3 protein-coding genes are annotated in these 2837 nt (G+C 49.4%); 2 read left to right on the top strand and 1 reads right to left on the bottom strand.

Going from position 1 to position 2837, the window contains the following annotated elements; all coding sequences use genetic code 11:
* Positions 1-294 (bottom strand): glutamine--tRNA ligase (locus tag GF404_02085; protein MBD3380965.1); only part of this gene is annotated, 294 nt, incomplete at its 3' end.
* A gap of 185 nt (positions 295-479) precedes the next feature.
* Between GF404_02085 and GF404_02080 the strand changes: the two genes are divergently transcribed.
* A complete protein-coding gene (locus GF404_02080; protein ID MBD3380964.1) occupies positions 480-1763 on the top strand; it encodes a GAF domain-containing protein in 1284 nt (427 codons plus the stop codon).
* Between the two features lie 384 nt (positions 1764-2147).
* Positions 2148-2837, top strand: a 690-nt coding sequence (locus GF404_02075; protein MBD3380963.1) for a PQQ-binding-like beta-propeller repeat protein, incomplete at its 3' end; no start/stop codon positions are given.

Below are 2837 nucleotides of genomic sequence, written 5' to 3'. Positions count from 1 at the left end.
CCAGTCAGCTCCCAGCCAGTGAACATCCTCCTTGATCGAGTCAACATATTCGACCTCTTCTTTGGCCGGGTTGGTGTCATCGAAACGGAGATTGAACTTGCCTCTGTAATCTTCGGCAATACCATAGTTCAGGCAAATCGATTTGGCGTGGCCGATATGCAAATACCCGTTCGGCTCCGGTGGAAAACGCGTATGCACCCGCTTATCGAATTTGCCGGTCTGGTTGTCTTCGTCGATTATTTCTCTGATGAAATTCGTTTTTTTGTCTTCGTTTTCCGGTTCGGCTTTGGGCACTTCTTGGGCCTCCGTATGGATTTTAATTTGAGTCTACACAGGTTTTAACGATTCTGCACAATATAGTTCACTTTTTCGGCCTGAAAAGTAAAAAATTGAGCCGTTCGATTTGATGTAATTATCGCTTGCGGTTTTCCGGGATTGTTGTAGCTTGCCTGCGGACATTTGCAAGTTGAGGTATATATATGGTTTACGATCCGCAGGCTCAGATCAAACAACTCAAGTACATCATCCGCGAACTCAACGCAATCAACCAGATCGCCACTTCGATCCGTTTCGATATGTCAAATGCGGAGATTGCTGATGCTGTACTGACTAAGGCGGCGCGTCATGTCGAGGCCGAAAAAGGAGCCCTGATACTTTTTGACCGCACCGACCGGGGGCCTGAAAATGTCCGCTCGATTGAGTACCCGGAGGAGAAACGGGGCTGGATGAACCTCGAGCTGAAAGCGGCTCTTTTGAAGAAATACCGCACCGAAGCCCAGCCGCTTGTGATCAACGACCTCAATTTCGATCCGATTTTCGTGGGGCTGTCGGAACCGGGAGTGCGCATGGTGATAGCCTCGCCACTGCAGGAGGGCGAGCAGTTTCTGGGCATTTTGTGTCTGTTTGACAAGTTGGGCGGTAGCTTCTTTTCAGAGGCCGACAACCGCTTCGCGATGATTGCGGCTACGCAGGCGGCCAGGTTTTTGTCATCATCTCAGCAGGCCGAACAAAAACTCCGTTTCGGACGGGAACTGATGGGCCTGCGAATTGAGATGATGAATTACCTTTTGTCTGAAACCCGAGAATACATGCACAAACCGCGTTTCAGGATTCAAAGCAGTACGGATATGATCGAGAAGGCCCTGAAGGTTCTGCTGGAGAGGCTGGCATCTGAGTATGGTGATGATTTTGAGCAAAAAACCGAATATAAAAAATCTATTGAGTCGATTCGTCAGGAGCTGGGTGATATCCAGAAAAACAGCCAGCAGCTCAAATCCGGGCTCAATCAGCTCGACCGCCTGTTATTGGAGTCTTCTCCCGGGAAGGATCAAGTAAATATCAACATGATTATTCGGGATGTAACAAATCGATTGCGCCAGATAATTTCACCTCGAACTGAAATCGAAACGAACCTCGAGAAGCTACCGGCTTTCGAGGCTGATTCCGAACAGATCAAACTCGCCTTCAGTGGTGTACTGATGAACGCCTGCGACGCTGTCGGCGAATCCGGACGGCTGGTGGTAAGTTCATCCTCAGCCGACGGAGAATTGAAAATCGAGATCAGCGACGACGGCCGGGGAATTCCCGAAGATATGATCAAACAGATCTTCGAGCCCGGATTCAGCACCAAGGCCGACCAGCCCGGCGCCGGTTACGGTCTCACGATCGCCCGTCAGATTATCAATAACCACCGTGGAAAGATTCAGATTAAAAGCCAGCCCGGTCGCGGCACCGTGGTCACGATCAACCTGCCTTCAAGTTAACGCGGTAAGTTTAGCCCATTAAAAAAGCAGGGCGCATAATGGGGGTACGCCCTGTTTAGGTGGGAAAAAATTGAAAAGGTATAGTTACGCCTGCGCCCTTTAATCTAATCTGGATTGTGAGCAAATTATTAAATCAAAATTAATTCATTATTAATTACCCCGTTTTTAACCTCAAATACCGAATCTTTTCAGTTTCAGCGAAAATTGTAAACGAGCGCAACGCCGATAACGAAATATTTTTGTTGAAAATCTCTGGTTGGCGATCTAAACTTAATCAGGTTCTAACTGAACCTACCCGCCTACACACACGCTCACCGTATCTTTGGGGTGCGGTGAGTTTTTATATTTATCAAATATCGAAAGCTGTGCGTATCATGGTTAGACATGAACAGAACCATATTGATTTCTCTTTTTACATTGATCTGCTTTTTTGGATCATTCGCGAATCTACTGCCAGAGTCACCCTGGCCGATGTTTCGTCATGACCTCAAGCATACCGGACGAACCGGCTTCACCGGACCTTCCACGGCTGACACCGCCTGGACATTCGAGGCCAATGACGGAATTGCCTCTTCGGCTTCGCTCGGCCATGACGGCACGATCTATTTCGGCGCAGGTGGTTATTATGGAGGCGGGGGTGATTCCAGCCTGTATGCGCTCAATCCGGACGGCTCGCTCAAATGGCAGTTCAAGACCGGCTCCGGAGTTTTCAACGCCTCCGGGGTGTTCTCATCGCCCGCTGTCGGTCCCGACGGGACGATTTATTTCGGTGCTTTCGACCAGAAAGTCTATGCCCTGGCGGATTCGGGCACATACGCCCAAGTGCGCTGGGTCAACAGCTTCTTTCTCCATCATGTTTATTCATCGCCAATGATAAGCCCGGAGGGAATTCTGTATATCGGCGGGCTGGATTTCAATATCAAGGCAATTGATACAGCCGATGGAAGCCAGCTGTGGTCATATCAAACCGACTGGTGTGTGCTCTCCAGCGCGGTGATTACCGAAGCAGGCGAGATGATCATAGGGAGCAAGGATCACAACCTCTACGCCTTCAGGGATTCCGCCCAGATGGAT

This window comes from Candidatus Zixiibacteriota bacterium, from assembly GCA_014728145.1.
Lineage (GTDB): Bacteria > Zixibacteria > MSB-5A5 > JAABVY01 > JAABVY01 > WJMC01.
The sequence above is the reverse complement of the archived record's forward strand: the minus strand, read 5'-3'. Positions and strand labels throughout refer to the sequence as shown.